Source organism: Streptomyces sparsogenes subsp. cuspidosporus, from assembly GCF_039532705.1.
GTDB classification, from domain to species: Bacteria; Actinomycetota; Actinomycetes; order Streptomycetales; family Streptomycetaceae; genus Streptomyces; species Streptomyces sparsogenes.
This window is the reverse complement of the sequence record NZ_BAAASD010000015.1, coordinates 63,862-87,282: the sequence shown is the minus strand read 5'-3', so window position 1 is coordinate 87,282 and position 23,421 is coordinate 63,862. Positions and strand designations below refer to the sequence as shown.

The following is a 23,421-nucleotide window of genomic DNA, read 5'->3' as shown; positions in this document are numbered from 1 at the left end:
GAGGACCGTGGCGTGGAGGGGCCGGTCCCCGGCGCCGACGCGGTCCCGTATGTCCTGAGGGGGCGGATACGGACCATGGATCAGGCGGTTGCGTTACCATCGGCGGCCCGGTCGGCGGCGCTCTTCGGCTTCCCGCCCGCCGATCTGATCAGCCCCGACGCCGAGGCGGCGCGGCGGCACACCATCGAGTGGCTGTCGCGGTACGGCGTCTTTCCGGGCGACGCGTCGGTGGCGGAGTACGACGCGCTGCGGTTCGATCTGCTGGCGGCCTACTTCTACCCGGGTGAGACGGGCGCCGACCTGGCCCTGGGCAATGACCTGTGCGGATGGTACTTCGTCTTCGACGATCAGTTCGACGGCGAGCTCGGGTGCCGGCCCGGTGAGGTGTCACGGCTGCTGGACCCCATCGTCCAGGTGACGCGGGAGGTCGGGGAGCCTGCCGGGAGGGCCGCCGGGCACGCCCCCGAGGGCCCTCTCGTCGAGAGCTTCCGCGACCTGTGGCGGCGCATCCACGAGGGCAGGCCCCGGGTGTGGCGGGACCGCTTCCGCCACCACTGGATGGAATATCTGACCTCCTACCACCGCGAGGCGCTGGACCGCACCCGGAGCCGTCCGCGCTCGGTGGAGGCGGTGGTCGCCCTGCGCCGCCACTCGATCGGGGTGCAGCCGTGTCTGGACCTCAACGAGCGCTTCGGCGGGTACACCCTGCCGGACGCGCTGCACGGCGGTTTCCCGCTGGCGCAGATGCGGGAGGCCACCGACGACGTCGTGGTCTTCACCAATGACATCGTCTCCCTGGGCAAGGAGCTGGCCGCGGGAGACGTCCACAACAGCGTGATCGTTCAACGGGAGCTGGCGGGCGGCACCCTGGAGGAGGCCGTGCGCCACATCGCCGGCCTCGCCGACTCCCGCTACCGGTGGTTCGAGGAGACCGCCGCGCGGCTGCCCGCCCTCCTGGCCGGGACGGGGGCGGAGACCCGGCTGCACGTCGGGCACTACGTCGACGGCATGCGGAATGTGATGCGGGGCAATCTCGCCTGGTCGTTTCTGACGGCCCGGTACGACGAGCGCGGCATCGCGGCGGTGAGCAGCGGGCGGCAGCGGCCGTGGGCGGGCCTGGGCGCGTGCGCGGTGCCGGTGTCCGGCCGGCCCCTGCCCTGACCGGTGTGGCCCGCCGTCGGCCCGGCCGCGCTTCCGGCGCGGTCGGGCCGACGGCCGCTCCCTACGGAGCCGGGTGCTGTGACAGCCGTGGATCGCTCGTCCCCGGGCGGCCCGTCTCCACGTGTCCGGCCAGCCGCCTCAGGAAGTCCGGGTCCTGGTCCGAGGTCACCGACAGGTCGTACCAGCCGTGGCCGGTCCCGGTGTCCGCCGTGTGCACGGCACGGGCGCCGGGACGCAGACGGTACTCTGCGGTTTTCCCCTTGGCGAAGGCGTCCGTGACGGTGAGGCGGACGACCGAGGTGCCCCCGTTGGCGAGGAGCAGGCGCACCTTCTGTCCGCGCCGCTGGTGGCGGGCGGTGACCTCGGGGCCGGGCGCGGCGGAGCCGGCCTTGAGGCGGCGGAAGAACCCGGCCGGGCCGTGCACCGAGAAGTCGTAGCCGCCGGCGGTGGTGTCCCAGTGGCCGTCGAGTCGCCCGCCGGACTCCACGGTGAAGGTCCAGGGCCCGTCGGGGTCGGTCGCCGAGGTGACGTGGAAGACGGCGCCGCCGCGGCCGTGGCTCGCGAAGGCCACCGAGAGCCGGCCCGCCACGGGCACGGCCGCGTCGGCCGACAGGTCGTACGGAAGCGGGCGCGCCGGGCGCGGTCCGGGTTCCTGCCGGGGGAGGGCGGGCTTCGCCGGGGGCGTCGGCACATAGTCCTTGTGCCGGTCGTGGTCCGGCGGCTGCCAGGCGGCGGTGTCCGGCAGCGCGGGGATGGCGGTGTCGGACCGGGAGAAGTCGAAGGCCGAGGTCAGATCGCCGCAGACGGCCCGCCGCCAGGGCGAGACATGGGGCTCGTGGACGCCGAAGCGGCGCTCGATGAAGCGGATGATCGACGTGTGGTCGAAGACCTCGGAGTTGACCCAGCCGCCGGTGCTCCAGGGGGACACCACGAACATCGGGACGCGCTGCCCGAGCCCGTACGGGCCGGGGACACGGGTGTCGGAGCCGGAGGGGGTGAACAGCTCGCCGGTGGTGTCGACCGTCGAGCGGCCGGGCTGCGGGAAGGGTGGCACGACGTGGTCGAAGAAGCCGTCGTTCTCGTCGTAGGTGATCAGCAGGACCGTCCTGCTCCACACCTCCGGGTCGGCCGTCAGCGCGTCCAGGACCCGGGCGATGTACCAGGCCCCGTAGTTGGCCGGCCAGTTGGGGTGTTCGGTGAACGCCTCGGGGGCCGCGATCCAGGAGACCTGCGGCAGCCTGCCGGCCTTCACATCGGCCGTCAGCGCGTCGAAGAGCCCGTCGCCGGACTTGGCGTCGGTGCCGGTGCGCGCCTTGTCGTAGAGGGGGTCGCCCGGCTTGGCGTCGCGGTACTGGTTGAAGTAGAGGAGGGAGTTGTCGCCGTAGTTGCCCCGGTAGGCGTCCTGGATCCAGCCCCAGGACCCGGCGGCGTCGAGCCCGTCGCCGATGTCCTGGTAGATCTTCCAGGAGACCCCGGCCTTCTCCAGCCGCTCGGGGTAGGTGGTCCAGGAGTAGCCGGCCTCCTCGTTGCCGAGGACGGGACCGCCGCCCTTTCCGTCGTTTCCGGTGTACCCGGTCCACATGTAGTAGCGGTTGGGGTCCGTGGAGCCGATGAACGAGCAGTGGTACGCGTCGCAGACGGTGAACGCGTCGGCGAGCGCGTAGTGGAAGGGGATGTCCTCGCGCGTCAGGTAGGCCATGGTCGTGGTGGATTTGGCCGGGATCCAGCGGTCGTATCTGCCGTGGTTGAAGGCGGCGTGGCCGTCGTTCCAGCCGTGCGGGAGATCCTGGATGAACTGGAGCCCGAGGTCGTCCGCGTCCGGCCGGAAGGGCAGGACCTCCTTGGCGCCGTCGGACTGGTGCCAGACCGGCTTGCCGCTGGGCAGCGTCACCGGATGCGGGTCGGCGAAGCCGCGTACGCCACGCAGCGAGCCCAAGTAGTGGTCGAAGGAGCGGTTCTCCTGCATCAGGACGACCACGTGCGCCACGTCCCGCAGGCTGCCGGTGCGGCGGTCGGCCGGGATCTCCGCGGCGCGGGCGATGCTGGTGGAGAGCGCGGAGAGAGCGGCGGTGCCACCGGCGAGCCGCATGAATCTGCGACGGTCCATTGCTGATGTCATACCGCACAGTGTCACCGGACGGAGACCAACGACTCCCGGCGGACAGGCGAAATTTGTAAGGCGATCCGCGGCCTTCCTTCTCCGCCGGCCGGGCCGGAGGGCGGTAGGGCTAGGAAAGCGCCCGGTGGCGGCGGTGGTGGCGGGCGACGCGGGCGCGGTTGCCGCAGGACGGCTTGCACCACTCCTGGCGGGGATGGTCCTTGACGAAGTAGCGCACACAGCGCGGGGCGGGGCAGGCCCGCAGCCGCTCGCGGTCCGGCCCGGCGAGGAACGCGATGGCGTCGCGCGCGAGCGCCGCCACCAGCCGGTCGGTGTCCGTGGAGCCCGGCGGCCGCGCGGCGCGGACCACCGGGGCGCCATCCTCGGGCCATTCCAGGCGCGGGGCGCCGGGGGCGCGGGCCGCCGCGGCGTTCAGCCGCTCCACGGCCAGGTCCTCGGGCAGCAGCCGGTGGGCGTCGGCCGAGCTCGGCGGACCGGGCCGGACCGCGCGGGCGAACAGCGCGCGGACGGCGGCGCGCAGAGCCCGTATGGCGTCGAGCGCCGCCTCGTCCGCGGTGAAGTCCTGGGCGTCCAGCGCGTCCCGGAGCGGTTCGGCCAGCTCCCGCACCCAGGCGGTCAGCCCGTCCGGCGTGGCCAGGTCGTCGGCCACCCCGCCGTTCCCGTCGTGGCGGAGGGTGACGGCGAGCGCGAGGGCGAGTCGGTCATCGGACATGACTTAATGGTAGCCTCCCGACTCAACCATTAGCCCCAGGGGGACGGACGCATGGACGAGACGAACACGCACCCGGACGCGGACGGAGCCCAGCGGGTGCTCTCCGCGGTACTCGCCGGCCACCGGCGGCTGCGCACCCTGCTGGACGGCCTGACCGACACCGCGGCGCGCGAGCCGAGCGCGCTGCCCGGCTGGAGCCGCGCGCATGTGCTGGCGCACATCGGGGGCGTCGGGTCGGCCCTCGCCCGGCAGGCCAGGTTCGCGCTGCGGGGCGAGCTGATCGAGGTGTACGACGGCGGCCGGCCGGCCAGGGACGCCGGGATCGAGGCGGGCTCCAAGCGCACGGCGGACGAGCTGCGGCAGGCCGTGGCCGAAACCCTCGCGGAGGCGGAGGGTGCCCTGACCGCGGTGGGCCCCCAGGACTGGGAGCGGCCCGTCCGCTACCGCGACGGCGACGTCCGGGCGGTCCTGCTGTGCTGGTGGCGGGAGTTGGAGATCCACACGGCGGACGCGCTGCTCGGCTACGGCCCGGACGACTGGTCGCGCGACTTCTGCGGGCACCTGTGGGACTTCCTGGCCCCTCGCGCACCCCTGGCCACCCTGCTGACCCTCGAGGCCACCGACGGCCCCGAGCGGCGCGCCTACGGTTCGGGCGAGCCGCTGACCGTACGGGGGCGGCTGACCGATCTCACCGCGTGGCTGGCGGGACGCGCCCCCACCGGCCCGCTGGACAGCGGCCCGGCCCCGCTCCCCGAACTCCGCCCCTGGCCTTAGGGGGCGCCCGGGCGACTCGTAGAGTCCGCCCTCATGACGGATGTACTCAACCTCTGGAAGGCGGGCCTCGGCGAGGTGCCCGAGGACGTGTGGGAGCGCACCGGGCTGCGGGTGCTGATCCTCGCGGACAACGGGCTCATCCGCCTCTCCCCCGACATCGGCCGCCTCCACCGGCTGCACACGCTCGACCTGGGGCACAACCGGCTCGCCGAAGCACCGGGTGAGCTGGGCGAGCTGCGGGGCCTGACCCGGTATCTGTATCTGCACGACAACCACCTGACCCGGCTGCCCCCCGAGCTGGGCCGGCTGGACGGGCTGGAGTACCTCAACGTCGGTGAGAACCGGATCGGTGAACTGCCGCCGGAGATCGGCGACATGGCGGGCCTCGTGGAGCTGCGCGCGCAACACAACGAGCTGACCGGGCTGCCCGAGTCGATCGGGCGGCTCGGCCGGCTGCGGGAGCTGTGGCTGCGCGGCAATCGCATCACCTCCCTGCCCACCGCCTTCTCCGCGCTCGGCCGACTGCGCCACCTCGAACTGCGGGACAACGCCCTGGAGTCGGTGCCCGAGCCGCTGCGCGCGCTGCCGCTGCTGCGCCACCTCGATCTGCGGAGCAACCGGTTGCGCGGGATTCCGGACTGGGTCGCGGAGCTGCCGTCCCTGGAAAAGCTCGATCTGCGCTGGAACGGATTCGAGGTGCGCGGGGACGACCTGCCATCGCTGCGGGCCCTGCGGGAGAGGGGCTGCGCCGTGCTCACCTGACCGCCGCCCCGGACGAGGACGGGCCGCCCGGTGGTATCCCCCCGGACGGCTCGGCCCCGCAACGCCGTGGCTCAGGTCAGGTCGAACTCTCCGGCCCGCGCGCCGATCACGAAGGCGCGCCACTCGGCGGGGGAGAAGATCAGGGCCGGGTCCTGCGGCCGGCGGCCGTGGCGCATGGCGATGTAGCCCTCGACGAAGGCGATCTCCACATCGCCCACGCCCTGGCTGCTCGACCTCCACTGCGCGGTGCTCAGGTCGAGGTCGGGCTTCTCGGCGCTGCCTGCCAGGGGTTGTTCGGTGGTGGTTTCGGCCACGTGATTCGGCTCCTCCCGGGTCGTCGTCCCGGCCCCACCCTAGCGATCGCCGCCGGTGCCGGACAGGCCGCGAAAGAAGGACGGCACCGCACAGGCGGACGTACGGCGGGACGTACGGCGCGAGTGCGTCGGGACGACGACGGGCATCCGGCCGAGGGGGCGGCGGTCAGCCGGCCGGGGGGTCGGCCGCCACCAGCCACATCGAGAAGAACTGCGACCCCCCGCCGTAGGCGTGGCCGAGCGCCCTGCGCGCGCCCTCCACCTGGTGCTCCCCCGCCTGCCCGCGCACCTGGAGCGCCGCCTCGGCGAAGCGGATCATCCCCGAGGCGCCGATGGGGTTGGTGGACAGCACCCCGCCCGACGGGTTGACCGGCAGATCGCCGTCGATCCCGGTCACGCCCGACTCGGTGAGCTTCCAGCCCTCGCCCTCCGCGGCGAAGCCGAGGTTCTCCAGCCACATCGGCTCGTACCAGCTGAACGGCACATACATCTCCACCGCGTCGATCTCGCGGCGCGGGTCGGTGATCCCGGCCTGCCGGTAGACGTCGGCCGCGCAGTCCTGGCCGGCCCGTGGCGAGACGAAGTCCTTGCCCGCGAAGAGCGTCGGCTCGCTGCGCATGGCGCCGCCGTGCACCCAGGCCGGCGGCCGGGGCGCCCGGGCCGCGCCGGCCCGGTCGGTGAGCACCATGGCGCAGGCGCCGTCGGAGGAGGGGCAGGTCTCCGAGTAGCGGATGGGGTCCCACAGCATCGGGGACGCCTGCACCTTCTCCAGCGTCAGGTCCTTCTCGTGGAGGTGGGCGTAGGGGTTACGCAGGGCGTTGCGGCGGTCCTTGTAGGCGACCAGCGAGCCGATGGCGGCCGGGGCGCCGGTGCGCCGCATGTACGCGCGGACATGCGGGGCGAAGAAGCCTCCCGCGCCGGCCAGCAGCGGCTGCTGGAACGGGATGGGCAGGGAGAGCCCCCACATGGCGTTGGACTCGGACTGCTTCTCGAAGGCGAGGGTGAGGACGGTCCGGTGGACGCGGGCGGCCACCAGGTTGGCGGCGACCAGCGCGGTGGAACCGCCGACCGAGCCCGCGGTGTGCACCCGCAGCATGGGTTTGCCGACCGCGCCGAGCGCGTCGGCGAGGTACAGCTCGGGCATCATGACGCCCTCGAAGAAGTCGGGCGCCTTGCCGATGACGACGGCGTCGATGTCCGCCCAGGTCAGCTCGGCGTCCTCGAGGGCGCGCAGAGCGGCCTCGCGGACCAGCCCGGCGATGGACACGTCCCGGCGGGCGGCGGTGTGCTTGGTCTGGCCGACGCCGACGACGGCGATGGGTTCCTTGCTCATGGCCCCTCCTCCCGCTCGGTCTTGGCGCACTTCATCCCTGGTCCCCTTCCGGTCGCCCGTCCCGTTCCCCTTCCAGGACCGCCACCAGGTTGTGCTGCAGGCAGGGCCCCGAGGTGGCGTGTGCGACGGCCCGGTCGGACTCGCCGCGGTGGATGCGGGCGGCGGCCTCGCCGAGGCGGATCAGCCCGGCGGCCATCATCGGGTTGGCGGCGAGCGCGCCGCCGGACGGATTGACGCGTACGCCGTCGTCGAGCCGCAGTTCGCGGCGCAGGATCACCTCCTGTGAGGTGAAGGGCGCGTGCAGCTCCGCGGTGTCGACGGGCGGGGCGTCGTCGTCGAACAGGCCGGCGTGGCGCGCGGCGAGCCGGGTGGACGGGGAGCGGGTGAGGTCCCGTACGCCCAGTCCGTGCGGCTCGATGCGGTGGTCGATGCCGCGGATCCAGGCGGGGCGGGGGCAGAGCCGTCGGGCGGTGTCCTCGGCGGCGAGGACGACGGCGGCCGCGCCGTCGCCGATGGGCGGGCAGTCGTGCCGGCGCAGCGGCCGCACCAGGTACGGGTCGTCGAGCAGCGCGTCCGGGGCCGCCGATCCGGCCAGTTGGGCGTGCGGGTTGTGCTGGGCGGCGGCGCGGCTGCGCGCGGCGACCCCGGCGAGGGCGCGCTCGTCGGTGGTCCCCTCGTCGATGAGCGCCTGGGCCTGGAGTGCGGCCAGGGACACCGAGTCGGGCCACAGGGGGGCGAGGTAGTAGGGGTCGAGCTGGCGGGTGAGGACGTCGCGCGGCTGTCCCGGCGAGGACTTGCCGTAGGAGTAGACGAGCGCCGTGTCGGCCTCCCCGGCCAGCAGCTTGACCCATGCCTCGTACAGGGCCCAGGCGCCGTCCATCTCCACGTGCGACTCGGAGATCGGCGGCCAGGCGCCGACGCCGTCCAGTGCCATGGTGAAGGAGAAGGCCCGGCCGGCGAGATAGTCGGCGGAGCCGGAGCAGGTGAAGTCGATCTCGCCGGTGCGCAGGCCGACCGCGGCGAGCACCTCGTGCAGCACCGGCATCAGCATCTCGACCTCGGAGAGCTCCGCGGACCGCCGCCGGTGGCGGGTCTGTGCGAAGGCCACGATGGCGACGCGCCTCGGATTCAAAGCAGCTCCTTGTAGGTGTCGTAGTCCGCGTCGGGTTCGCCGGTGGGGCGGTAGTGGTCGGGGTAGCGCCCGCCCTCGGTCCACACCGGCTCGACGCGCAGCCCCATGCGCACCTGGTCGTAGGGGATGCCTCCGATGCGGCCGTGGAGCGCGAGGTCCGCGCCGTCCAGGGCGATGTGGGCGTACACGTACGGCACCTCGATATCGAGGTTCTTGGCCTTGATGTTGACGATGCAGAAGGTGGTGACGGTGCCGCGCGGACCGACCTCGACCTGTTCGTCGGTGGCGACGCCGCAGGTGGGGCAGGCGCCGCGGGGCGGGACGTACACCTTGCGGCAGGACGGGCAGCGCTCCCCCACGGTCCGCCGGCCGGCGAGGGCGGCGATGTAGCGGGACTGGGCGCGGCCGGGCGAGTACACGTAGTCCAGGCGGGCGGGCGCCACGATGCCCCGGACGGGGTCGGCGAACTCGCCGTCGTGCGGGGCTCCGCGCGGGTCAGGCTCGCTCTCGTACGGTTCGAAGCAGGCGATGTCGGTGATGGCACCCGTCCGCTCCGCGGCCCATCGGACGCGCACCCGCATGCCGGTGCGCACGGCGTCGGGGCCGGGCGCGTCGAGGGCGTGGAGCAGGGCGGTGTCGGCGCCGTCGAGCCGCACCAGCGCCCAGGCGAAGGGGGTGGTGAGGGGTTGTCCGCGGCGCGGGGCGGGGTTCCAGGCCCAGGTGGTGACGGTGCCGGCGGTGCCGACCTCGACGAGGTCGCGGATCTCCTCGGCGGTGACCGGGTCGTATTCGACGGGGGGCACGAGCACCCGGCCGTCGGCGGTCCGTACGCCGAGGACGGTGCGCTCGCGCAGCCCGGTCAGGAACGCGCTCTGGACGGGGCCGAGGGAGCGAGTGAAGGGGAACTCGACGGCCAGAGGGGCGGAAAGCACCTCGGGCGCGGGGGCCGGTGTCATGGTGTGCGTCTCCTTCGTCGCGGCCGGGTAGGTGTTCAGGCCCGGCGGTAGACCGGGGGGCGCTTCTCCGCGAAGGCCTTCGAGCCCTCCTTGGCGTCGGCGGTGTCGAAGATGGGCCAGCCGCGTTCGAGTTCGGACTTCAGGCCGTCGGTTTCGGTCATCTCGGCCGTCTCGTACACGGACGCCTTGACGGCCTCGACGGCCAGCGGGCCATTGGCGTTGATCAGCCCGGCGATCTCCAGGGCCGTCTCCAGGGCCGTGCCGTCGGGCACGACCCGGCCGATCAGGCCGATCCGCTCGGCCTCCTCGGCGGTGTAGGGGCGTCCGGTCAGCAGCATCTCCAGCGCGTGGGTGCGCGGGACCTGGCGGGCGAGGCGGACCGTGGAGCCGCCGATGGGGAACAGCCCGCGTCTGACCTCGAAGAGTCCGAAGGTGGCGCCGCGGCCCGCGAGGCGGATGTCGGTGCCCTGGAGGATTTCCGTGCCGCCCGCCACGCAGTGGCCTTCGACGGCGGCGATCACCGGCTTGCGCGGCCGGTGGTGCCGGAGCATCGCCTTCCAGTGCAGGTCGGGATCGGCCCGCAGCCGGTCCCGGTAGTGCTGTCCGGCCATTCCGTCCCCGCCGGCGAGGGCCTTGAGATCCATGCCCGCGCAGAAGGAGCCGCCGGCCCCGGTGAGCACCACCGAGCGGATGTCGTCGTCCTCGTCGGCCGTGGCCCAGCCGTCGTGGAGGCCGACCAGCATCGGCAGCGAGAGCGCGTTCCTGGCCTCTGGACGGTTCAGGGTGAGTACCAGCGTCGCGCCGACGCGCTCCACCGTCAGGTGTTCGGTCCCGCTTGTCACGGCAGTCCTCCCGTCTCGACCCAGAACAGGTTGCAGGAGGTGCCGGACGACTTCAAGAGAAATCTGATGACCAGTCAGATTTATTGGCCGTGTGCCTTCACATCTCTTCCGTACGGCGCTCCAATGACCGCCGAGCCCGCCGCTGCCAGGTCAGGAGGAGCCGTGGAGTACAACCTTGCCGACCTGTTCGAGTCGATCGTCGACACGGTGCCCGGCAGAGAGGCGCTGGTGTATCTCGACCACCCCGGCACCGGGGCCGAGCGGCGGCTGACCTACGCCGAGCTGGACGCGGCCGCCAACCGGCTCGCCCACCATCTGCGTGAATCCGGCGTGCGTCCGGGAGAACACGTCGGCCTGCACCTGTACAACGGCGTGGAGTACCTCCAGACCTCCCTGGCCTGCCTGAAGATCCGGGCCGTGCCGGTGAACGTCAACTACCGCTATGTCGAGGACGAGCTGGTCTACCTCTACCGGGACGCGGACCTGGCGGCGCTGGTGTACGACGCCGAGTTCGGCGACCGGGTGGCCGCCGCGCTCCCCCGCGCCGGCACCGTGCGCCACCTCGTCCGGGTCGGCGCCCCGGCCGGGGACGGCCCGGTGCCTGACCCCGCGCCCGTGCCCTTCGAGGAGGCCGAGGCCCAGGGCTCGCCCGTGCGCGACTTCCCCGCGCGCTCGGGCGACGACCGGTTCATCATCTACACCGGGGGCACCACGGGCATGCCCAAGGGGGTGCTGTGGCGGCAGGAGGACCTGTTCTTCTCCGGGCTCGGCGGCGGGGCGCCCACCGGCGAGCCGGTCGGCCGCCCCGAGGAGCTGGCCGAGCGGGTCGCGGCGGGCGGCGAGGGCCTGGTGTTCTTCCCCACTCCGCCGCTGATGCACGGCACCTCCACGCTCACGGCCTTCATCGCCTTCAACTTCGGCCAGAAGGTGGTCCTCCACCGGAAGTTCGTGCCCGAGGACGTGCTGCGCACGGTCGAGAAGGAGAAGGTCACCTGCGTCTCCCTGGTCGGCGACGCGATGCTGCGCCCGCTGGTGGACGCCCTGGCCGGCCCGCTCAAGGGCGTCGACTGCTCCTCGCTGTTCAGCGTCAGCAGCTCCGGGGCGGTGCTGTCGGACACCGTGCGGGCCCAGTTCGCCGCGCTGGCGCCGCACACCGTGCTGCTGAACAACTTCGGCTCCTCCGAGTCCGGGTTCAACGGCACCGCCACCGAGGACGCCGGCCCCCAGACGGGCTTCCGGCTGCGGGTCAACGCCCGCACCCGGGTGATCGACCCGGCGACGCACCGGCCCGTGGCCCCCGGCGAGCCCGGCCGTATCGCCCAGCGCGGCCATGTGCCGCTCGGCTACTACAACGACCCGAAGAAAACCGCCGAGACGTTCTTCGAGGCGGACGGCGAGCGCTGGGTGCTGCTCGGCGACATGGGCACGGTCGACGAGGACGGCGTGATCACGGTCCTCGGACGGGGCTCGCAGTGCATCAACACCGGCGGCGAGAAGGTCTATCCGGAAGAGGTCGAGCAGGCACTCAAGGCCCACCCGGATGTGTACGACGCGCTGGTGGCGGGCGTGCCGGACGAGCGCTGGGGCAGCCGCGTGGCGGCCGTCGTCCAGCCCCGCCAGGGGGCGGACCGGCTCACGGCCGAGGCCGTACGGGCGCACTGCCGCACCCGGCTCGCCGGCTACAAGATCCCGCGTACGGTCGTCTTCAGCGACCACATCCAGCGGTCGCCCAGCGGCAAGGCGGACTACCGCTGGGCCAGGGACGTCGCGGCCGGCGCCGCCTCGGACTCCTGACCGCGCCGCCGGTAGCCGCCGGGCGCGACCCCGTACTCCCGCTTGAAGGCCTTGGCGAAGGCGAACTCCGAGGTGTAGCCGCTACGCTCGGCCACCGCGCGCAGCGGCAGCTCCGACTCGCGCAGCAGCCGGGCCGCCAGCGTCATCCGCCACCAGGTCAGATACGCGAGCGGCGAGCGGCCCGCGAGCGCCGTGAAGCGCCGGGCGAAGGCCGCCCGGGAGAGCCCCGCGGCCTGCCCCCAGCGTCTCCACCGTCCAGGGGTGGGCGGGGTCGCGGTGGACGGCTCGGCGCCGACGGCCGTGGTGCGGTTCCCGCTGCCCGCGGTGGTGACGGTCCCCCGCCATGTGCCCACCCGCCATGTGGAGGGGCTCGCCTCCCAGGGGGTGTACGAGCTGTTCGCGCGGCTGTCGCCCGAGCTGGCGGAGCAGGTGCCGGAAGGCCCCACGGCCGCGCAGCGCCAGGCGATGCGATGGGCCTTCGCGGTGGAGGTGCTGGGCGCCGGCGGCCGGAGCGCCCGGGGCGAGGTGCGCGGCTCGGACGCGTACGGCACCACCGCCGTGATCGCGGTGGAGGCGGCCCGCCGCCTCGCCGCCGACGGCGCCCCGGCGGGGGTCCTCGCCCCGGCCCAGGCCTTCGACGCCGCCGGCTTCCTCGACTTCCTCGGGGACCACGGGGTCAGCTGGTCCGTCAGCGGCGCCCGTCAGGTGTAGCCGCGCACACCGAGCGCAGCGACCGCTCCAGCGCCGCGGTGTGCAACGCGTCCAGCCGCCTGTCGTGACGCGTGTGGGCCGCGGCCGCGGTGAGCCATCCCGCGCACGACCGCTCCGCCCGGGCCCCGGCCGAGTCCGCGATGGCCCGCACCAGTTCGCCGTTGATCCGGTTGATCTCCAGCCGGACCTTCGCCAGGTCCGGGCGTTCGGTGGGCGCCTGGGCGGGGTCGGCGTCCCAGCGCCGGAAGAGATCGCGCTGGACGAGCTTGTTGGCCTCGATCTGGTCGCGGAAGACGCGTACGGTCGCCTCCGGGTCCGCGCCCAGCTCGCGGGCGCGCGCGGCCACGGCCTCCAGGACCTGCCGCTCGCGGACGGGGTCGTCGATGGGGCTGTCGGTGCCCCCGCCCGGCGGAGCCGGATATCGGTACTTCGAGGCGGCCACCTGATCGGCGGTCAGCAGCCGCTGGGCGGACAGGTCGGCCACCGGCAGCAGCCGGTCGTACGGACGGGCCGGCGCCCCCGTGGAGGCGGAAGCCGTAGCGGAAACCGAAGCGGGACCCGTGGCGGCGGCCGGGCCGGGGCCGGTCGCGGCGGCGGCCGGGGCCGCGGCGGCCATCAGGCCCAGGGCCGCGGCGGCGGTCAGCGCGCGGCGCAGCGGTCGGGTGGTGTGCGCGGTCACTCCCCCGCCTCCAGGAAGGGCCGGACGGCGGCCAGGAACTCCTCGGGGCGCTTCTCGTGGACGAGGTGGCCCGCGTCGATGGTGACCAGCCGGCAGTCGGGTATTCGCTCGGCCATGTCGGCCAGCAGCTCCTGGGGCATGGGGCTGTCCGGGCCGCCGCCGATGACCAGGGTCGGGGCGGTGATGGCCGCCATGTCCTCGACCCACCGCGGGTCGGGCGCGTTGCGCTGCTCGATGAACTGGGTCTTGACCGCCCAGTCGAAGGCCAGCCGCCCCTCCGGGCGCGGGGGCACCTCCAGTGGCGGGTCCTGGGGCACCAGCGGCGGGGCGTCCTCGATCACCAGCCGCTCGACGAGGCCCGGGTACCGCTGGGCCAGGAGGTAGCCGACCACCCCGCCGTAGGAGTGCCCGACGACCGAGACGCGGGGCAGGCCGAGGGCCGCGAGAAAGCCGGCGACATCGTCGCGCAGCCGCTCCAGGGCGTAGTCCCCGGGCCAGTCGCTGGCCCCGTGACCGCGCAGGTCGAGCGCGTACACCCGCAGGGCGCGGGCGAGTTCGGGGGCGATTCCCAGCCAGTCGGTGCCGTCCGCGCCGAGTCCGGCCAGCAGCAGGACGGGCGGCGCCTCGCGCCGGCCCCACACCCGGTAGGTCAGCTCGACCCCGTCCACCTCGACCGCGTCAAGTGTGTGCATAGGGGCGAGAGTACCCGCGTCACACCGCTCGCTCACGTCCCTTCCAGTACGGCTCGCGCAGCCGCCGCTTGTAGAGTTTGCCGTTGGGGTCCCGCGGCATCTCGGTCACGAAGTCCACCGACTTGGGGCGCTTGTATCCCGCCAGCCTGCCCTCGCAGTGGGCGAGCAGTGCCCGCTCCAGCTCGGGGCCCGGTTCGTGGCCGGGGGCGGGCTCCACGACCGCCTTGACCTCCTCGCCCCAGTCGTCGTGCGGGATGCCGAAGGCGGCGGCGTCGGCGACGGCGGGGTGGGTGAGCAGTTCGGCCTCGATCTCGGCCGGGTAGATGTTGACGCCGCCCGAGATGATCAGGTCGATCTTGCGGTCGCGGAGGTAGAGATAGCCGTCCTCGTCGAGCAGGCCGAGGTCGCCGACGGTGAAGAAGTCGCCGATGCGGTTCTTGCGGGTCTTGGCCTCGTCCTTGTGGTAGGCGAACCCTCCGGTGCTCATCCGCATGTAGACGGTGCCGAGTTCGCCGGCCGGGAGCCGGTTGCCCTCGTCGTCGAAGATGGCCAGTTCACTGATCGGCCAGGGCTTGCCGACCGTCCCCGGCTTCTTGAGCCAGTCCTCGGCGGTGGCGAAGGCTCCGCCCCCCTCGCTGGCAGCGTAGTACTCCTCGACACAGCCGCCCCACCAGTCGATCATCGCGCGCTTGACGTGGTCGGGGCAGGGCGCGGCCCCGTGGATGGCGTGGCGCATGGAGGACACGTCGTAGCGCCGCCTGACCTCTTCGGGGAGCGCGAGCAGCCGGTGGAACTGGGTGGGGACCATGTGGGTGTGGGTGCAGCGGTGGGTGTCGATGAGGCGCAGCATCTCCTCGGGCGTCCACTTGTCCATGAGGACCAGGGGGTGGCCGATGTGCAGGGCGGAGGAGGCGAACTGGAGCACCGCGGTGTGGTAGAGCGGTGAGCAGACCAGGTGGACGTTGTCGGGCTCCTCGTCGCGGGGTTTGATGCCGAAGAAGCGCAGGAAGCCGCCGAGGTGGGCGTCCTCTGGGAGGGCTCCGGTCAGTGGGCGCCGGATGCCGCGCGGGCGGCCGGTGGTGCCGGAGGTGTAGTTCATCACCCAGCCCACCTCGCGGTCGGCGGGGGGCCGCTCGGAGCGCCCCTCCAGCAGCTCGGCGTAGGGGCGGAAGCCGTCCACGGCGCCGACCGCGTAGCGGTGGGTGGCGGGCAGGCCGGCCTCGTCGGCGGCCCAGGTGGCCTGCCGGCCGAAGCGCTCGTGGGCGATCAGCACCTTGGCGCCGGAGTCGGAGACGATCCAGGCGATCTCCGGGCCGACGAGGTGGTGGTTGACGGGCACCAGGTAGAAGCCGGCCTGGGTGGCGGCGAGCGCGGCCGTGAAGAACTCGGCGCCGTTGGGCAGCACCACCGCGAAGGCGTCGCCCCGCCGCAGCCCCGCGGCGCGCAGCCCGTCGACGAGCCGGTTGCAGTCGGCGTGCAGCCGGGCGGCGGTCCATTCCTCGCCGTCGGGGGCGATGAGGGCGGTGCGGTCGGGTTCGAGCGCGGCCTGGGCCCAGAAGCCGTTGGGTGTACGGGACATGAGGGTCCGGTCCTCCTTCTGGCGGCGTGACGGGCGGGGTTCGGTGGCGGTGGGGCGGTGGGGCGGCGGGGCGGGGAGGCGGGCGGTGTCAGGCGCGTCCGGCGATGCGGTTGATCCGGTCGATGGCGCGCTCGAAGCCGCGGGTCAGGTCGTCGAAGACGGCCTGCACCGGGCGTTTGGTGTCCATCCGGCCGACGATCTGCCCGACGGGCGTGCCGAGCAGCGGCTCCACCTCGTACTTCTGGATGCGGGAGACGGCCTCGGCCACGAGCAGCCCCTGCAGTGGCATGGGCAGCGGGTCCGGGCCCTCGGGGTCCTCCCAGGCGTCGGTCCATTCGGTGCGCAGCTGCCGGGCGGGCTTGCCGGTGAGGGCGCGGGAGCGGACGGTGTCGCCGGATCCGGCGGCGAGCAGTTTGCGGGTGAGGGCGGGTGAGGTGAGCGCGGCCTCGTCGGTGGTGAGCCAGATGGAGCCGAGCCAGACGCCCTGCGCGCCGAGCGCGAGCCCGGCGGCGATCTGCTCACCGCTGCCGATGCCGCCGGCCGCGAGCACGGGCAGCGGGTCCACGGCCCGGACCACCTCGGGGGTGAGCACCATGGACGCGATCTCGCCGGTGTGGCCGCCCGCCTCGTAGCCCTGGGCGACCACGATGTCGAGACCCGCGTCCTTGTGGTGGAGCGCGTGGCGCGCGCTGCCCGCGAGCGCGGCGACGAGGATGCCGTGGTCGTGGGCGCGTTCGACGACGTCGGCGGGCGGCGAGCCCAGGGCGTTGGCCAGGAGCTTCACGGGATAGTCGAAGGCGACGTCCAGCTGGCCGCGCGCGACGTGCTCCAGCCAGCCGGTGATCCGCCAGCCCGAGGCCTCGCCCTCGGGGAGTTCGGGCACGCCGTGCTTGGCGAGGGTCTCCTGGACGAACCGGCGGTGTCCTTCGGGGATCATCGCCTCGATGTCCGCCTCGGTCACCCCCTCGACCTTCTTCGCGGGCATGACGACGTCGAGGCCGTACGGCTTGCCGTCGGTGTGTGCCTGCACCCAGTCCAGGTCGCGCGCCAGCTCGTCCGGCGCGCCGTAGCGGACCGCGCCGAGCACGCCGAACCCGCCGGCCCGGGTGATCGCCGCGGCGACGGCGGGGAACGGCGTGAAGCCGAAGATGGCGTGCTCGACACCCAGTTTCTTGCTCAGGCCCGTCTCCATGGGCGGCAGGATGCCGCAGCGGGCCGGACGAAGGAAGAGTTTTTCTGACGCTCCGTCAGAATTTTCTTGCATCCTGGGGCCGCGCGGCCAGGCAATTCGGAGAGACCCCTACCGGCCCAGGACCGCCATGGCCGCGTTGTGCCCCGGGATCCCGCTCACCCCGCCGCCGCGCACCGCGCCCGCGCCGCACAGCAGCACATTGGCGTGGCGCGTCTCCACGCCCCAGCGGCCCGTCCCTTCCTGGGCGTAGGGGAAGGCCAGCTCGCGGTGGAAGATGTTGCCGCCGGGCAGCCGCAGCTCGCGTTCCAGGTCCAGCGGGCTCTTGGCCTCGATGCAGGGCATGCCCTCGGCGTCGTACGCGAGGCAGTCGGCGATCGGCTCGGCGAGCTGGGCGTCGAGCAGTTCGAGGGTGGCCTCCAGGAGCGCGGCGAGCGCGGTGTCGTGGTCCCCGGCGAAGAGGCGCGCGGGGGTCTGCAGCCCGAACAGGGTCAGCGTCTGACAGCCCTCGCGGGCCAGTTCGGGGGCCAGGATCGACGGGTCGGTCAGCGAGTGGCAGTAGATCTCGGAGGGCGGCCGCGACGGCAGCTTGCCCGCCGCGGCCTGGCCGTAGGCGGCCTCCAGGTCGCCGTACCCCTCGGCGATGTGGAAGGTACCGGCGAACGCCTCGCGCGGGTCGACGTCGGGGTCGCGCAGCGCGGGCAGCCGGCGCAGCAGCATGTTCACCTTGAGCTGCGCGCCCTCGGCGGGCGGGGCCGGCGGCTCGTCGCCCAGCAGCCCGGCCAGCTCCCGCGGGGCGGCGCCGACCAGCACATGCCTGGCCGCCACCAGGCCCTCCCCGTCCGCGTCGCGGAACATCACCTCCGCGGTCTTCCCGTCGGTGGCGATGGCGGTGACCTCACAGCCGGTGGCGATCCGGGCGCCCGCCGCGCGGGCCGCGTCCGCGAGCGCGTCGGTCAGCGCGCCCATGCCGCCGATCGGCACGTCCCAGTCGCCGGTGCCGCCGCCGATCACGTGGTAGAGGAAGCAGCGGTTCTGACGCAGCGACGGGTCGTGGGCGTGGCTGAAGGTGCCGATCAGCGCGTCGGTGAGGACCACGCCCCGGACCAAATCGTCCTCGAACGCCGCCTCGACGGCCTCGCCGAGGGGCCGCTCGAACAGCGCCCGCCAGGCCGTCTCGTCGCCGATCCGCGCGCGCAGCGCCTCGCGGGTGGGCAGCGGTTCGGTGAGCGTGGGGAAGACCCGCTCGGCCACCCGCCGGGTCATCCCGTAGAACCGCCGCCAGGACTCGTACTCGCGCTCCGAGCCGGTGATCCGGGCGAACGACTCGCGGGTGCGGGCGGTGTCGCCGTCCACCAGCAGCCCGGTGGGACGCCCGCCCCGGACGGCGGGGGTGTACGAGGACACGGTCCGCTTGGCGAGGGAGAAGCGCAGGCCCAGGTCGTCCACGATCCGCCGCGGCAGCAGGCTCACCAGGTAGGAGTAGCGGGAGAGGCGTGCGTCGAGCCCGGCGAAGGGGCGCGTGGAGACGGCCGCGCCGCCGGTGTGGCCGAGCCGCTCCATGAGGAGCACCCTGCGGCCGGCGCGGGCCAGGTAGGCGGCGGCGACCAGGCCGTTGTGGCCGCCGCCGACGATGACGGCGTCGTACGCGTCGCTGTGAGGCATACCTCCTGACTAGCACGCGGTGATCCCCGGGGCCAGACGCGGCGGGGCGGGGTCTCACGCCTGCCGGCGCGGCGCCGACGCCGTCCGCCGGTACAGCTCGCCGGCCTCCGTGTGCCGCCCCAGTTGCTCCAGGCAGCGCGCCTCGTCGTCGCGGCCGGCGAGGGTGTCGGGGTGGTCGGCGCCCAGGACCCGCTCGCGGGCCCGGGCGACCTGGCGGTACAGCTCCAGGGCGTCGGTCCACTCGCCGAGCCAGCCGAGGGCCACCGCCACCTCCCGCCGGCTGACCAGGGTGTCGGGGTGGTCGGGGCCCAGGGCGCGCTCGCGGAGGGCGACGACGTCGCGGGCCTCGGCCAGGGCCTCCTCCCAGCGGCCGAGGCGGCCCAGGTTGACGCCGAGGGCGTGGCGGGCGCGCAGGGTCTCCGGGTGGGTGGGGCCCTGGGCGCGGGTGCGGTCGTCGACGAGGGCGCGATAGAGGACCTCGGCCTCCGCGCCGCGGCCGAGCCGGCCCAGGCTGATGCCGGCCTCGTAGCGGGCCGCGAGGGTGTCCGGGTGGTCGGGGCCGAGGACCCGGGCGCGGGCGGCGGCCACCTCGCGGTAGGTGCGGAGCGCCTCGCTCCAGCGGCCCAGCCGGCCGAGCGCGTACGCCACCTCATAGCGGGTGACCAGGGTGTCGGGATGGTCGGGGCCGAGGACCCGGGCGCGGGCGGCGGCCACCTCGCAGGCCATGCGGTGGCAGTCCTCGAGCCGCCCCAGGCGGCCCAGGTTGAAGGCGAGGTTGTGGCGGCAGCGCAGCGTGTCGGGGTGGTCGGCGCCCATGGTCCGCTCGCGGGCCGCGAGCACGGCGGCGTAGACCCGGTGGGCCTCGGCGTGGCGGCCGAGGCGGCTCAGCGCCAGGGCGGTCTCCTGCCGGGCGGCCAGCGTGTCCGGGTGGTCGGGCCCGAGCACCCGCTCGCGGCCCGCCGCCACCCGCCCGTGCTCGTCCAGCGCGTCACCGTGGCGGCCCAGCCGCCCCAGGGCGCATGCCGCCTCGTAGCGGCTGGCGAGGGTGTCGGGGTGGTCGGGGCCCAGCAGGCGCTCCCGCTCGGCGGCGACCTCCCGGTGGGTCCGGCCCGCCTCCTCCCAGCGGCCCTGGAGGGCCAGGCTCGCCCCGATGGTGTGCCGGACGGCGAGCGTGGCGAGCAGGCCCGACGGCGGGGGCGGTGGACCGGGCGTGGGCGGCCGGAGCGTGGCGAGCAGGCCCGACGGCGGGGGCGGTGGACCGGGCGTGGGCGGCCGGGCGGGCGGGGCCGGGCCGCCGGTCCACGCCCCGGTGAGCCCGCCCTCCCCCGCTGACGGGCCCCCGTCGCCCTTCGCGCCCCCGCCAGTCCACGCGCCCCCGCCGGTGCCGCCCGGCGGGACCGGCCGCTCTGCGGCCCGGGCGGCCGGGGCCGCCGGGGTGCCGGTGCTCATGTGCCGGGCCCACGCGGGCAGGCGCGGCCGTGGGCGGGCGGGGAGGTCCGCGCCGGACCCCGGCAGGGTCCACGCGGGGACCAGCGGCTGCCCGGCTCCCCAGGTCGCCCGGGCGAGGGCGATCCGCTTGGCCACGTCGGACGCGTCGCGCGGCCGGTCCTCGGGGTCCTTGGCGAGCAGGTCGAGGATCACCCGCTCGAAGGGCTCGGGGATCTCCGGCCGCTGCCCGCGGAGCGGCTCGGGCGTGGTGTCGCGGTGGCCGACGAGCACCGCCCAGGCGTCGTCGAGGTCGAACGGCGGGGCGCCGGCGGACAGTTCGTACAGCACGCAGCCGAGGGAGTACAGATCGCTGCGGTGGTCGACGGAGCCGCCCGCGATCTGCTCGGGCGACATGTAGTGCGGGGTGCCCATGGCGATGCCCGTCCCGGTCAGCCGGGCCGTGAAGCCGATGTCACGGCCGAGCCGGGCGATGCCGAAGTCGCAGATCTTCACCGATCCGTCGGCCAGCCGCATGATGTTGGCGGGCTTGAGGTCCCGGTGGACGACGCCCTGGTCGTGGGTGTACGCGAGGGCGACGGCGAGCTGGCCGGCGATGTCCAGGACATCGGGGACCGGCAGCGGACGCCGCTCGTTGTCCTCCAGGAGCTGGCTGAGGTTGCGGCCCTCCAGCAGCTCCATCACCAGATACGGGACGCCTCCGTGCTCCCCGAAGTCGTGCACCACCGTCACCCCGCGGTGCTGCAGCGAGGCCGCGACCCGCCCCTCGCGGCGGAACCGCTCACGCAGCGCCTCCGCGAAGGACGGGTCGCGCTGCGGCCTCATCGGCTTGAGGCACTTGACGGCGACGCGCCGCCCGAGCGACTCGTCGAGCGCCCGCCACACCTCACCCATCCCCCCGCGCCCGATCAGCTCGAGCAGCCGGTACCGGCCCTGGATCAGCCTGGTCTCCGCCATGGTCCCCCTGCCTCCGGCGGGAGTGCCCCCGCCGCCCCCGTGGAAGCCGACGGCTCGTCATGGAGCCCTCGACGCGTCCCCGTTGTCCAGTATGGCCGCGTTGTGGCGCAAGGTGTAGACCGAAGGGCGCGTGCCGGGCCCGAGCCGTTCGACGGCCCGCAGGATGTGTTTGGGCGGCAGCTGCCAGCGAAGCGTGGGTGGGATACGGCGCAGCACCCGGCCGGCCGCGCGGAGCCGGCGGGTCACCACGTCGGGGTCGGGGGCCGGGCGGCCGTACAGCTCATGGGCGTACGGGGGCAGGGCGGCGTAGGCGAGTGCCGCGACGCGCCCCCACAACGCCGCGCGCGCCGGCACCAGCAGGGGATGGACGGGCGGTCGGCGCAGAAAGGCGTCGACTTCCCCGGCCTCGGGGGTGTGGGCCAGGGCCGGGCGCACCTCCTTGAAGTACGCGGCGAGCCGCGCCGTGTCGGCGGGCACGCGGGCGGGGTCGAGGCCGACCAGGCGGGCGGATTCGCGGTTCTCGGCCACGTAGGCGTCGGCCTGGGCGTCGGTGAGCGGGAAGCCGGAGCGGCGCACGACGTGCAGATAGGAGTCGATCTCGGCGCAGTGCACCCACAGCAGCAGATCCGGGTCGTCGACGCGGCGCCGGGCGCCGGTGCCCGGGTCGGTGACGGTGAGCCGGCGGTGGATGCCGCGCACCCTGGCGCCCGCCCGCTCGGCCTCCTCGGTGGTGCCGTAGGTGATGGTGGCGACGAAGCGGGCGGTGCGCAGCAGCCGGCCCCAGGCGTCCTGGCGGAAGTCGGAGTTCTGCGTGACGCCGCGCACCGCGAGCGGGTGCAGCGCCTGGAGGTACAGCGCGCGCACGCCCGCGATCCACATCATGGGATCGCCGTGGGTCTGCCAGGTGACCGAACCGGGTCCGTACAGCCCCGGGTCGCCCGTCGTCCGGCCGCGCGCCATGGCCATCACCTCCCGCGACCAGACTATGCGCGCGGCGACCGTCAGGCGGGAGGGGGTCGGGTCCGTGACCCGGCGGCGAGCGTTCGAAGCGGCCGCCGGCCGCCACGGGACGGGGACGCTCAGATCACGCCGCGGATCGCCGCCTCGAACCCCGCCACGTCCTCCGGCTACCGCAGCGACGCCCTGGGGCGGACGTTCGCGCCGGCTCTGGTGCGCTCCGGGACCGAGCGCATCGGCGACACCCTCTACGTCCCGCTGGACGGCCGGACCGTGCCGGTGGCCGTGTCACCGACGTCTCGGCACAGCGCACCATTGGCCCGTCGACGCCTGCACGGAATATCTCGGGCTCAGCGGCGCACCCGGGGCATCCCGAGACCGATCCAGGAGATGATCTCCCGCTGCACCTCGTTGTTGCCGCCGCCGAAGGTGAACACGACGCTGCTGCGGTAGCCGCGCTCGAGTTCGCCGTGCAGCACCGCGCCCGCCGAGCCCTCCTTGAGGGGGCCGGCCGCGCCGACGACCTCCATGAGCCAGGCGTAGGCGTCGCGGCGCGCCTCGGAGCCGTACACCTTGACGGCGGAGGCGTCCTGGGGGGTGAGGGTGTCGCGCTGGAGGGCGTCCACCATCTGCCAGTTGAGCAGCTTCATGGCGTCGAGCCTGGCGTGGGTGCGGGCCAGCCGGCCGCGTACCCAGCCCAGGTCGATGACGCGGCGGCCGTCCGCGAGCTTGGTGTCGGCGGCCCACTGCCGGACGCCGCGCAGGGCACGGATGGCCGTCGTGCCGTGGGCGGCGAGGGTGACGCGCTCGTAGTTGAGCTGCGTGGTGATCAGCCGCCAGCCCTCGTTCTCGGCGCCGACCCGGCGGGTGGTGGGCACCCGGATGTTCTCGTAGTAGCTGGCGGTGGTGTCGTGGGAGGCGAGGGTGGTGATGACGGTGCAGGAGTAGCCGGGGTCGCTGGTGGGCACCAGCAGGATGCTGATGCCCTTGTGGGGCTTGGCTTCGGGGTCGGTGCGGACGGCGAGCCAGACCCAGTCGGCGGTGTCGCCGTTGGTGGTCCAGGTCTTCTGTCCGTTGACGGTGTAGTAGCCGGTCGGCTTGCCTTCACCGTCCACCTCGCGCACGGCACGGGTCTTGAGGGAGGCCAGGTCGGTGCCCGCGTCGGGCTCGCTGTAGCCGATGGCGAAGTCGATCTCCCCGGAGAGGATCCTCGGCAGGAAGTACTCCTTCTGTTCGTCGGTGCCGTACCGCATGAGGGTGGGCCCGACGGTGTTGAGTGCCATGAGGGGCAGCGGTACGCCGGCCTGGGCGGCCTCGTCGAAGAAGATGAACTGCTCCATCGGGCCCAGCCCCCGCCCGCCGTACTCCCGGGGCCAGCCCACGCCCAGCCAGCCGTCCGCGCCGAGCCGACGGATGGTCTCGCGGTAGAACCGCTTCTGGCCGGCCGGGTCGGCGAAGCGGGCGTAGGCGTTGTCGGGGACCAGTTCGGCGAAGTAGGCGCGCAGTTCGGTGCGCAGTCGCCGCTGGTCGGGGGTGTAGTCGAGGTGCACGGCCCCTCCTGGAGTCTCACGTCGGCCCGGCCACGTGTCATCGAGGGGCACGGTAGAACGTGTTCCAACAATTCGGAAGGGTCGCGGGCCCGGACGT

20 protein-coding genes and 1 pseudogene are annotated in these 23,421 nt (G+C 73.9%); 5 read left to right on the top strand and 16 right to left on the bottom strand.

All coding sequences use genetic code 11. From position 1 onward, the window contains the following. The first annotated feature begins 75 nt into the window (after nucleotides 1-75). A complete protein-coding gene (locus tag ABFY07_RS19625; RefSeq protein WP_346175731.1) occupies nucleotides 76-1,161 on the top strand; it encodes an isoafricanol synthase in 1,086 nt (361 codons plus the stop codon). 61 nt (nucleotides 1,162-1,222) lie between these two features. On the opposite strand, the gene ABFY07_RS19620 is transcribed toward ABFY07_RS19625, so the two are convergent. Together ABFY07_RS19620 and ABFY07_RS19615 are read right to left on the bottom strand one after the other, a co-directional pair. Continuing rightward, on the bottom strand, nucleotides 1,223-3,268 hold the full coding sequence (locus tag ABFY07_RS19620; protein ID WP_428836961.1) for a phosphocholine-specific phospholipase C: 2,046 nt from the start codon (nucleotides 3,266-3,268) through the stop codon (nucleotides 1,223-1,225). Between the two features lie 121 nt (nucleotides 3,269-3,389). Then, nucleotides 3,390-3,992, bottom strand: coding sequence for a CGNR zinc finger domain-containing protein (locus ABFY07_RS19615; protein WP_346175729.1), 603 nt, complete (start codon nucleotides 3,990-3,992; stop codon nucleotides 3,390-3,392). 51 nt (nucleotides 3,993-4,043) lie between these two features. Between ABFY07_RS19615 and ABFY07_RS19610 the strand changes: the two genes are divergently transcribed. Further along, nucleotides 4,044-4,766, top strand: a complete 723-nt coding sequence (locus tag ABFY07_RS19610; protein ID WP_346175728.1) for a maleylpyruvate isomerase family mycothiol-dependent enzyme — start codon at nucleotides 4,044-4,046, stop codon at nucleotides 4,764-4,766. A 33-nt stretch (nucleotides 4,767-4,799) separates the two neighbouring features. Further along, nucleotides 4,800-5,528 (top strand): leucine-rich repeat domain-containing protein, encoded by a 729-nt coding sequence (locus ABFY07_RS19605; RefSeq protein WP_346175727.1) that lies wholly within the window; start codon nucleotides 4,800-4,802, stop codon nucleotides 5,526-5,528. A 71-nt stretch (nucleotides 5,529-5,599) separates the two neighbouring features. Here the strand turns inward: ABFY07_RS19605 and ABFY07_RS19600 are convergent, their stop codons facing one another. The 5 genes from ABFY07_RS19600 to ABFY07_RS19580 all read right to left on the bottom strand — a co-directional run bounded on the left by ABFY07_RS19600 (nucleotide 5,600) and on the right by ABFY07_RS19580 (nucleotide 10,105). Then, a complete protein-coding gene (locus ABFY07_RS19600; protein ID WP_346175726.1) occupies nucleotides 5,600-5,842 on the bottom strand; it encodes a DUF397 domain-containing protein in 243 nt (80 codons plus the stop codon). Between the two features lie 166 nt (nucleotides 5,843-6,008). Further along, nucleotides 6,009-7,175, bottom strand: a complete 1,167-nt coding sequence (locus ABFY07_RS19595; protein ID WP_346175725.1) for a thiolase domain-containing protein — start codon at nucleotides 7,173-7,175, stop codon at nucleotides 6,009-6,011. Between the two features lie 31 nt (nucleotides 7,176-7,206). Continuing rightward, on the bottom strand, nucleotides 7,207-8,307 hold the full coding sequence (locus ABFY07_RS19590) for a thiolase domain-containing protein (protein WP_346175724.1): 1,101 nt from the start codon (nucleotides 8,305-8,307) through the stop codon (nucleotides 7,207-7,209). Further along, a complete protein-coding gene (locus tag ABFY07_RS19585; RefSeq protein ID WP_346175723.1) occupies nucleotides 8,304-9,263 on the bottom strand; it encodes a Zn-ribbon domain-containing OB-fold protein in 960 nt (319 codons plus the stop codon). Before ABFY07_RS19585 ends, ABFY07_RS19590 begins: the two co-directional genes overlap by 4 nt. Before the next feature lie 35 nt (nucleotides 9,264-9,298). Beyond that, the gene (locus tag ABFY07_RS19580; protein WP_346175722.1) at nucleotides 9,299-10,105 is read right to left on the bottom strand and encodes a crotonase/enoyl-CoA hydratase family protein; all 807 of its coding nucleotides are present in this window, start codon (nucleotides 10,103-10,105) and stop codon (nucleotides 9,299-9,301) included. Between the two features lie 162 nt (nucleotides 10,106-10,267). Between ABFY07_RS19580 and ABFY07_RS19575 the strand changes: the two genes are divergently transcribed. Next, entirely contained in the window at nucleotides 10,268-11,899 is a 1,632-nt protein-coding gene (locus ABFY07_RS19575; RefSeq protein WP_346175721.1) for an acyl-CoA synthetase, read from the top strand. Here the strand turns inward: ABFY07_RS19575 and ABFY07_RS19570 are convergent. Beyond that, nucleotides 11,851-12,187: pseudogene (locus tag ABFY07_RS19570) on the bottom strand (helix-turn-helix transcriptional regulator); the annotation flags it as partial. The gene ABFY07_RS19575 and the pseudogene ABFY07_RS19570 overlap by 49 nt on opposite strands. Before the next feature lie 36 nt (nucleotides 12,188-12,223). Between ABFY07_RS19570 and ABFY07_RS19565 the strand changes: the two are divergent. Then, nucleotides 12,224-12,610 (top strand): saccharopine dehydrogenase family protein, encoded by a 387-nt coding sequence (locus ABFY07_RS19565; RefSeq protein WP_346175720.1) that lies wholly within the window; start codon nucleotides 12,224-12,226, stop codon nucleotides 12,608-12,610. Here ABFY07_RS19565 and aroQ read toward each other — a convergent pair. The 8 genes from aroQ to ABFY07_RS19520 form a co-directional block, all read right to left on the bottom strand. Beyond that, a complete protein-coding gene (gene aroQ, locus ABFY07_RS19560; protein ID WP_346175798.1) occupies nucleotides 12,588-13,226 on the bottom strand; it encodes a gamma subclass chorismate mutase AroQ in 639 nt (212 codons plus the stop codon). The genes ABFY07_RS19565 and aroQ overlap by 23 nt on opposite strands. 59 nt (nucleotides 13,227-13,285) lie before the next feature. Beyond that, on the bottom strand, nucleotides 13,286-13,981 hold the full coding sequence (locus tag ABFY07_RS19555; RefSeq protein WP_346175719.1) for an alpha/beta fold hydrolase: 696 nt from the start codon (nucleotides 13,979-13,981) through the stop codon (nucleotides 13,286-13,288). A gap of 19 nt (nucleotides 13,982-14,000) precedes the next feature. Then, the gene (locus ABFY07_RS19550) at nucleotides 14,001-15,560 is read right to left on the bottom strand and encodes an acyl-CoA synthetase (protein WP_346175718.1); all 1,560 of its coding nucleotides are present in this window, start codon (nucleotides 15,558-15,560) and stop codon (nucleotides 14,001-14,003) included. Nucleotides 15,561-15,648: 88 nt separating this feature from the next. Next, a complete protein-coding gene (locus ABFY07_RS19545; protein WP_346175717.1) occupies nucleotides 15,649-16,752 on the bottom strand; it encodes an NAD(P)H-dependent flavin oxidoreductase in 1,104 nt (367 codons plus the stop codon). 108 nt (nucleotides 16,753-16,860) lie between these two features. Continuing rightward, on the bottom strand, nucleotides 16,861-18,414 hold the full coding sequence (locus ABFY07_RS19540) for a phytoene desaturase family protein (protein ID WP_346175716.1): 1,554 nt from the start codon (nucleotides 18,412-18,414) through the stop codon (nucleotides 16,861-16,863). Nucleotides 18,415-18,468: 54 nt separating this feature from the next. Then, the gene (locus ABFY07_RS19535; protein ID WP_346175715.1) at nucleotides 18,469-20,817 is read right to left on the bottom strand and encodes a serine/threonine-protein kinase; all 2,349 of its coding nucleotides are present in this window, start codon (nucleotides 20,815-20,817) and stop codon (nucleotides 18,469-18,471) included. Nucleotides 20,818-20,874: 57 nt separating this feature from the next. Beyond that, on the bottom strand, nucleotides 20,875-21,777 hold the full coding sequence (locus tag ABFY07_RS19530; protein ID WP_346175714.1) for an oxygenase MpaB family protein: 903 nt from the start codon (nucleotides 21,775-21,777) through the stop codon (nucleotides 20,875-20,877). A gap of 347 nt (nucleotides 21,778-22,124) precedes the next feature. After that, entirely contained in the window at nucleotides 22,125-23,324 is a 1,200-nt protein-coding gene (locus tag ABFY07_RS19520; RefSeq protein WP_346175713.1) for an acyl-CoA dehydrogenase family protein, read from the bottom strand. Between the last annotated feature and the right edge of the window lie 97 nt (nucleotides 23,325-23,421).

Excerpts from the sequence above, each read along its gene's own strand:
- ABFY07_RS19585 (WP_346175723.1), bottom strand. The coding sequence starts at position 9,263 with ATGACACCGGCCCCCGCGCCCGAGGTGCTTTCCGCCCCTCTGGCCGTC.
- ABFY07_RS19555 (WP_346175719.1), bottom strand. The coding sequence starts at position 13,981 with ATGCACACACTTGACGCGGTCGAGGTGGACGGGGTCGAGCTGACCTAC.
- ABFY07_RS19540 (WP_346175716.1), bottom strand. The coding sequence starts at position 18,414 with ATGCCTCACAGCGACGCGTACGACGCCGTCATCGTCGGCGGCGGCCAC.
- ABFY07_RS19530 (WP_346175714.1), bottom strand. The coding sequence starts at position 21,777 with ATGGCGCGCGGCCGGACGACGGGCGACCCGGGGCTGTACGGACCCGGT.
- ABFY07_RS19605 (WP_346175727.1), top strand. The coding sequence starts at position 4,800 with ATGACGGATGTACTCAACCTCTGGAAGGCGGGCCTCGGCGAGGTGCCC.
- ABFY07_RS19620 (WP_428836961.1), bottom strand. The coding sequence starts at position 3,268 with ATGGACCGTCGCAGATTCATGCGGCTCGCCGGTGGCACCGCCGCTCTC.
- ABFY07_RS19550 (WP_346175718.1), bottom strand. The coding sequence starts at position 15,560 with ATGTCCCGTACACCCAACGGCTTCTGGGCCCAGGCCGCGCTCGAACCC.
- ABFY07_RS19545 (WP_346175717.1), bottom strand. The coding sequence starts at position 16,752 with ATGGAGACGGGCCTGAGCAAGAAACTGGGTGTCGAGCACGCCATCTTC.
- ABFY07_RS19535 (WP_346175715.1), bottom strand. The coding sequence starts at position 20,817 with ATGGCGGAGACCAGGCTGATCCAGGGCCGGTACCGGCTGCTCGAGCTG.
- ABFY07_RS19595 (WP_346175725.1), bottom strand. The coding sequence starts at position 7,175 with ATGAGCAAGGAACCCATCGCCGTCGTCGGCGTCGGCCAGACCAAGCAC.
- aroQ (WP_346175798.1), bottom strand. The coding sequence starts at position 13,226 with ATGGCCGCCGCGGCCCCGGCCGCCGCCGCGACCGGCCCCGGCCCGGCC.
- ABFY07_RS19625 (WP_346175731.1), top strand. The coding sequence starts at position 76 with ATGGATCAGGCGGTTGCGTTACCATCGGCGGCCCGGTCGGCGGCGCTC.
- ABFY07_RS19610 (WP_346175728.1), top strand. The coding sequence starts at position 4,044 with ATGGACGAGACGAACACGCACCCGGACGCGGACGGAGCCCAGCGGGTG.
- ABFY07_RS19615 (WP_346175729.1), bottom strand. The coding sequence starts at position 3,992 with ATGTCCGATGACCGACTCGCCCTCGCGCTCGCCGTCACCCTCCGCCAC.